Below are 6,618 nucleotides of genomic sequence, written 5' to 3' on the forward strand. Positions count from 1 at the left end.
GGCGATGGGGGTGCTGTCGCACGGCAACGTGCGGGTGTCGCTGCACCGGGAGACCACCGAGGCGGACGTGGAGCGGTTCCTGGCCGAGCTGCCCGGAATCGTGGCGGACCTGCGGGCGCAGGCGGGGGTGACCGACCTGTGAGCGAGCCGGATCAGGTGCTGGACTGCCGGGGGCAGCGCTGCCCCCTGCCGGTGATCAATCTCGCCCGGCTGGTGCCCGGGCTGCCGGCCGGCGCCGTGGTGCGGGTGCTGGCCGACGACCCGGCGGCGGCGGTGGACATCCCGGCGTGGTGCCGGATGCGCGGCCACGAGTTCCTCGCCGCGCACGACGGGCCCGCCTACGACGTCCGGGTGTAAGGAAGGGCCCCTTGTTAACGCCTCGGGTAGAGGAAGGGACCCTTCTTAACGCCCGACGCTCAGCTCAGGTACGCGAGGATGCCGGGCAGCGGGTCGGCCGCCACGGCGGTGTCGACCACCAGGCGGGGGCCGATCAGCGGCTCGTACTCGGCGCGGCGGCGCAGCGTCAGCTCCCAGGTGCCGTCCTCGGGCGGGCGGGCCTCGACCCGGCGCCGGTGCTCCTCCTCGTCGCCGCAGTGCACCTCGATCACCCGAAGCGGCACGCCGGCCCGCTCGGCCACGTCGTGCCAGAGGCCCCGGGCGCTGGCGACCGGGTTCACCGCGTCGACCACCACGCTGAGCCCCAGGCCGAGCTGCACCTCGGCCAGCCCGGCGACCGCGCCGTACGCGGCCATGCCCGGCACGTCGCCGGTGAGGCCGTAGCGGTGCAGGGCCCGCTCGACCGGATCGACCGGCAGGACCGGGGCGCGCAGCGCGACGCCGACCCGGGCGGCCAGGGTGGTCTTGCCCACGCCGGGCAGCCCGGCGAAGGCGACCAGAACCGGGCCGCCGGAGCCGGGGCGGACCGCCTCCGGGTCCACCCCGCCCGACGGGACGGCCGCGCCGGTCACAGCAGGTGCGGCCGGACGTCCTCGGCGGCCGCGTCACCGTACGACTCGGCGAGTCGCTTCACGAACAGGTCGCGGCGGACCTCGTACTCCTGGCCGCCGAAGTTCTCCAGCACCAGCGTGGCCAGCAGGCAGCCGACCTGGGCCGCCCGCTCCAGGCCGACGCCCCAGTCGAGCGCGGCGAAGAAACCGGCCCGGAAGCCGTCGCCGACGCCGGTCGGGTCGACCGCCTGGATCTCCCGCGCGATCGGCACCCGGATCGTGCCGACGTCCCGGCCGGCGATCTCCACGCCCTGCTTGCCCAGCGTGGTGACCCGCACCTTGACCCGGTCGAGCAGCTGCTCGTCGGTCAGCCCGGCCTTGCTCTGCAGCAGCGACTTCTCGTACTCGTTGGTCATCAGGTAGTCGGCGCCCTCGACCAGGCCGAGCACGTCCGCGCCGTCCATCCGGGCGAGCTGCTGGGACGGGTCGGCGACGAAGGCGTAGCCCCTGTCCCGGCACTCGCCGGAGTGGCGGATCATCGCGGCCGGGTCGTTGGCGCTGACCAGCACCAGGTCGAGGCCGCCGAGGCGCTGCGCGACCGGGTGCAGCTCGATGTTGCGGGCCTCGCTCATCGCCCCGGCGTAGAAGGAGGCGATCTGGCACATGTCGGTGTCGGTGGTGCAGACGAAGCGGGCGGTGTGCGCCACCTCGCTGACGTGCACCGAGTCGCAGTCGACGCCGTGGCGCTCCAGCCAGGAGCGGTAGTCGGCGAAGTCGGCGCCGACCGCGCCGAGCAGCACCGGGCGCAGCCCGAGCTGGGCCATGCCGAACGCGATGTTGGCGGCGGTGCCGCCGCGCCGCAGGACCAGCTCGTCGACGAGGAAGGAGAGCGAGACCTTGTCGAGCTGGTCGGCGATGAGCTGGTCGGCGAAGCGGCCGGGGAAGCTCATCAGGTGGTCGGTCGCGATCGAGCCGGTCACGGCGATCTTCATGTCAACCCTCGGGGTCGGGAGCACGGCGCGGTCAGCCTACCGGCCCCCGGACCGGACGGACGGCGGTCGGTCACCAACCGGTCGATCAGCGCACATCCGGACGTCACCCCCAGGGGGTACGACGAAGCGGCGGGCCGCCCCACCGGGACGGCCCGCCGCTTGCGGTCGGTGCGTCGACTCAGCTGAAGGAGTCGCCGCAGGCGCAGGAGTTGCCCGCGTTGGGGTTGTCGATGGTGAAGCCCTGGGCGTCGATCCGGTCGGCGAAGTCGATGGTCGCGCCGGTCAGGTAGGGGGCGCTCATCCGGTCGACGACGACCTCGACGCCGTCGAAGTCGGTGACGATGTCACCGTCGAGCGAGCGCTCGTCGAAGAACAGCTGGTACCGCAGGCCGGAGCAGCCACCCGGCTGCACGGCGACCCGGAGCCGCAGGTCGTCGCGGCCCTCCTGCTCGATCAGGGCCTTGACCTTCTGCGCCGCGACGTCGGTGAGGACGACGGTGCTGGGGGCCTTGGCCTCGGTCGACTCGGTCTGCGCTGGCGTGGTCACGTGGAAGTCTCCCTGCGCGGTATAGGTCCGGACGTCCTGGCCAACGCCGCACGTCCGCCAGTGATTCCCGGTGTGGTCCGTTTCGATCGTACGCCGCCGTCGGCGTCACCACCCGGCGGCGTGACCAGCGGAACCGGTCAGCGGCTCCACTGCCCGGCCAGCCGCGCGCCGAGCGCGCGCAGCCCCTCGGCCGGGCGGGTCATCGCCGCGTCCACTCCCCCGCGCTCCTCGCCGCCGAAGTGGTCGACCAGGCTGTACGCGTCGGTCACGCCGGCCGCCGCGGCCTCCCGCCGCCCGGTGCTCACCCGTCCCGCCAGCACCACGCAGGGCACGCCCCGGTCCCGGGCGGCGCCGGCCACGCCGGCGACCACCTTGCCGCGCAGCGACTGGTGGTCGAACGAGCCCTCGCCGGTGATCACCAGGGCGGCGGCGTCGAGCGCGGCGTCCCGCGTCACCGCGCGGGTGACCAGCCCGATGCCCGATTCGCACCGGCCGCCCAGCGCCAGCACGGCCGCGCCGAGGCCGCCCGCGGCGCCGCCGCCGGGCAGCGCGCCCAGCCCGGGCGGGCAGCCCGGCAGCCGCTCGGTAAGCACGTCCGCCCAGCGGGTCAGCGCGGCGTCGAGCAGCAGCACGTCGGCCCGGTCGGCGCCCTTCTGCGGGCCGAAGACGCTGCTCGCGCCGTGCAGCCCGAGCAGCGGGTTGTCCACGTCGGTGGCGGCGACGAGCGTCGCGCCGCGCAGCCGCGGCTCGCCGTCGAGCGCGGCCACCGCGGTGAGCGCCGCGCCGCCGTACGGCAGCGCCCGGCCGGCGTCGTCGAGCGGCGTGACACCCAGCGGTACGAGCATCCCGGCGCCGCCGTCGTTGGTGGCCGAGCCGCCCAGCCCCACCACCACGGTGCGCGCGCCCGCCTCGACCGCGGCGGTGACCAGCAGCCCCAGCCCGTACGAGGTGGTGGCCTTCGGGTCCCGTTCGGCGTCGGAGAGCAGGTGCAGGCCGCACGCCTGGGCGCTCTCCAGGTACGCCGTGCCGTCGTCGGTGAGCAGGATCTCACCGGTGGCCGGGCGGCCCAGCGGGTCGACCGTGGGCACCGGCAGCCGACGTCCGCCGAGCGCGTCGGCGAGCACCTCGACGAACCCCGGTCCGCCGTCGGCCAGCGGCCGGACCAGCAGTTCGTCGCCGGGGGCGACGTCCCGCCAGCCCTCGGCCACCGCGGCGGCCACCTCGGGGGCGGACAACGTGCCGGCGAACTTGTCCGGGCAGAGCAGCACGCGCATGCGCAGCAGTGTGGCAGGCCACATCGGGGACGGCTGCGCGGTGGTCGCGCTGTGGGACCATGGGGGCGTGACTTCGACCTGGGTTGAGCCGTCCAACACCGCCACGGCGCTGCTGCTCCTCGGCCGCGGCAGCGACCCCGCCACCGAACGTGGCGTGGAGTGTCCGGGTGATCTTCCCGCGCCGAGCGACCCCGACCTGGTGGCCCGCGCCGCCGCCGCGAAGGCCGCGCTCGGCACGAAGGTGTTCGTGCTGGGGCACCACTACCAGCGCGACGAGGTGATCCAGTTCGCCGACGTGACGGGCGACTCGTTCAAGCTGGCCCGGGAGGCGGCGGCGCGCCCTGATGCGGAGTACATCGTCTTCTGCGGCGTGCACTTCATGGCCGAGAGCGCGGACATCCTCACCTCGGACGCGCAGAAGGTGATCCTGCCCGACCTGGCGGCCGGCTGCTCGATGGCCGACATGGCGGTGCTGTCGCAGGTCGAGGCCGCCTGGGACACGCTCACCGACCTGGGCATCGCGGCGGAGACCGTCCCGGTGACGTACATGAACTCCTCGGCCGACATCAAGGGCTTCGTCGGCCGCAACGGCGGCGTGGTCTGCACCTCGTCGAACGCCAAGCGCGCGCTGGACTGGGCGTTCGAGCAGGGCCGCAAGGTGCTGTTCCTGCCCGACCAGCACCTGGGCCGCAACACCGCGGTGCTGGAGATGGGCTTATCGCTCGACGACTGCGTGCTCTACGACCCGCACAAGCCGGGCGGCGGGCTGACCGCCGAGCAGCTGCGGGACGCGAAGATGATCCTGTGGCGCGGCCACTGCTCGGTGCACGGCCGGTTCACGCTCGACAGCGTCAACGACGTACGCGAGCGGGTGCCGGGCGTGAACGTGCTGGTGCACCCGGAGTGCCGGCACGAGGTGGTGAACGCCGCCGACCTGGTCGGCTCGACCGAGTTCATCATCAGGACGATCGAGGCGGCCCCGGCCGGCTCGGCGTGGGCGGTGGGCACGGAGCTGAACCTGGTACGCCGGCTCGCGCTGGCCCACCCGGACAAGCAGATCATGTTCCTCGACCGGGCGGTCTGCTACTGCTCGACGATGAACCGGATCGACCTGCCGCACCTGGTGTGGGCGCTGGAGGAGCTGGTCGCCGGCCGCGTGGTGAACCAGATCACCGTCGATCCGGAGACCGCCCGACACGCCCGGTCGGCGCTGGACCAGATGCTCGCGCTTCCGGGAGCGTGATCACCCTCGGTCACCCCACTGGCACGTAAACGCACCGGACACCCCGGTTCGTGCCCTCGCTGGTGATGTGACCGATTCCATTTTCGTCACGGAGGGCTATGCTGCCGGGGCGACGACACACGCGGCCCGTTTTCCCATGACCGCGTTCCGGGTAGCGATGAACTTCGTGCACCCATCACTAGACACGGCAGCACCCAACGCGCTGGAGGTTGCGTTGACCGACGACGTCCTGGTCGTACACGGAGGCACTCCGCTGGAAGGGCGGATCCGCGTCCGCGGCGCGAAGAACCTGGTGTCCAAGGCGATGGTCGCCGCCCTGCTCGGCGACACACCCAGCCGGCTGTTCGACGTGCCGCGTATCCGTGACGTCGAGGTGGTCCGCGGTCTGCTCGGCCTGCACGGCGTCAAGGTCAGCGACGGCGACGAGGAGGGCGAGCTGGTCTTCGACCCCTCGAACGTCGAGAGCGCCAGCACCGACCAGATCAACGTGCACGCCGGTTCCAGCCGGATCCCGATCCTGTTCTGCGGCCCGCTGCTGCACCGGCTCGGCCACGCCTTCATCCCCGACCTGGGCGGCTGCCACATCGGCCCGCGCCCGATCGACTTCCACCTCCAGGCGCTGCGCGAGTTCGGCGCCACCGTCGACAAGACGCCGGAGGGCCTGCACCTGTCCGCGCCCAACGGGCTGCACGGCACGAAGTTCGCGCTGCCGTACCCGAGCGTGGGCGCCACCGAGCAGGTGCTGCTCACCGCGGTGATGGCCGAGGGCGTCACCGAGCTGCGCAACGCGGCGGTCGAGCCGGAGATCATCGACCTCATCTGCGTGCTGCAGAAGATGGGCGCGATCATCAAGGTGCACACCGACCGGGTGATCGAGATCCAGGGCGTCAAGAAGCTGCACGGCTACACCCACCGGCCGATCCCGGACCGGATCGAGGCGGCCAGCTGGGCGGCGGCGGCGCTGGCGACCCGCGGTCACGTCGAGGTGCTGGGCGCCCAGCAGGCCGACATGATGACCTTCCTGAACATCTTCCGCTCGGTCGGCGGCGAGTACGAGGTCACCGACCTGCGCCCGCCGCGCGGCGGCAGCCCCGGCCAGGAGGGCGGCATCCGCTTCTGGCACCCGGGCGGCGAGCTGAACGCGGTGGCGCTGGAGACCGACGTACACCCGGGTTTCATGACCGACTGGCAGCAGCCGCTGGTGGTCGCGCTCACCCAGGCCCGCGGCCTGTCGATCGTCCACGAGACGGTCTACGAGCAGCGGCTCGGCTACACCGAGGCGCTGAACACGATGGGCGCCAACATCCAGGTCTACCGGGACTGCCTCGGCGGCACCCCGTGCCGCTTCGGCCGGCGCAACTTCAAGCACTCCGCGGTGATCGCCGGGCCGAGCAAGCTGCACGCCGCCGACCTGGTCATCCCGGACCTGCGGGCCGGGTTCAGCCACCTCATCGCGGCGCTCGCCGCCGAGGGCACCTCCCGGGTGTACGGCGTGGACCTGATCAACCGCGGCTACGAGGACTTCGAGGCCAAGCTGGCCGACCTCGGCGCGCACGTCGAGCGTCCCTGAGGCGTCCCGTTCACTCGACCGGCCGCGCCCGGTGCACCCGTGATG

The 6,618-nt window shown here is 73.0% G+C and carries 7 protein-coding genes and 1 pseudogene; 4 read left to right on the top strand and 4 right to left on the bottom strand.

Going from position 1 to position 6,618, the window contains the following annotated elements:
* Positions 1–142: pseudogene (locus KBX39_RS19210) on the top strand (aminotransferase); the annotation flags it as partial.
* Positions 139–357 carry a sulfurtransferase TusA family protein gene (locus tag KBX39_RS19215; protein ID WP_043329366.1) on the top strand — a complete coding sequence of 73 codons (219 nt, stop codon included), beginning with the start codon at positions 139–141 and terminating at the stop codon, positions 355–357. The pseudogene KBX39_RS19210 and the gene KBX39_RS19215, both read left to right, overlap by 4 nt.
* A gap of 59 nt (positions 358–416) precedes the next feature.
* Here KBX39_RS19215 and KBX39_RS19220 read toward each other — a convergent pair whose 3' ends face one another.
* The 4 genes from KBX39_RS19220 to KBX39_RS19235 form a co-directional block, all read right to left on the bottom strand.
* A complete protein-coding gene (locus KBX39_RS19220) occupies positions 417–968 on the bottom strand; it encodes an ATP-binding protein (RefSeq protein ID WP_043329365.1) in 552 nt (183 codons plus the stop codon).
* Entirely contained in the window at positions 965–1,939 is a 975-nt protein-coding gene (locus tag KBX39_RS19225; protein WP_069088993.1) for a carbohydrate kinase family protein, read from the bottom strand. The genes KBX39_RS19220 and KBX39_RS19225 overlap by 4 nt, the downstream gene beginning before the upstream one ends.
* Positions 1,940–2,117: 178 nt before the next feature.
* Positions 2,118–2,486 (bottom strand): iron-sulfur cluster insertion protein ErpA, encoded by a 369-nt coding sequence (gene erpA / locus KBX39_RS19230; protein WP_043329360.1) that lies wholly within the window; start codon positions 2,484–2,486, stop codon positions 2,118–2,120.
* 137 nt (positions 2,487–2,623) lie between these two features.
* Entirely contained in the window at positions 2,624–3,784 is a 1,161-nt protein-coding gene (locus KBX39_RS19235; protein WP_210871828.1) for a glycerate kinase, read from the bottom strand.
* 43 nt (positions 3,785–3,827) lie between these two features.
* On the opposite strand from KBX39_RS19235, the gene nadA reads away from it, so the two are divergent.
* Both nadA and murA read left to right on the top strand, forming a co-directional pair.
* Entirely contained in the window at positions 3,828–5,003 is a 1,176-nt protein-coding gene (gene nadA / locus KBX39_RS19240; RefSeq protein ID WP_210871830.1) for a quinolinate synthase NadA, read from the top strand.
* 214 nt (positions 5,004–5,217) lie between these two features.
* Positions 5,218–6,573: a UDP-N-acetylglucosamine 1-carboxyvinyltransferase gene (murA, locus tag KBX39_RS19245; RefSeq protein WP_030500128.1), complete on the top strand. Its 1,356-nt coding sequence runs from the start codon at positions 5,218–5,220 to the stop codon at positions 6,571–6,573.
* The last annotated feature ends 45 nt before the right edge of the window (positions 6,574–6,618 follow it).

This window comes from Micromonospora sp. D75 (genome assembly GCF_018070405.1).
Taxonomy (GTDB): Bacteria; Actinomycetota; Actinomycetes; order Mycobacteriales; family Micromonosporaceae; genus Micromonospora; species Micromonospora chalcea.

What these genes read in the sequence shown, in the direction of transcription:
- KBX39_RS19225 (WP_069088993.1), bottom strand. Translation starts at nt 1,939, where the DNA reads ATGAAGATCGCCGTGACCGGCTCGATCGCGACCGACCACCTGATGAGC.
- KBX39_RS19235 (WP_210871828.1), bottom strand. Translation starts at nt 3,784, where the DNA reads ATGTGGCCTGCCACACTGCTGCGCATGCGCGTGCTGCTCTGCCCGGAC.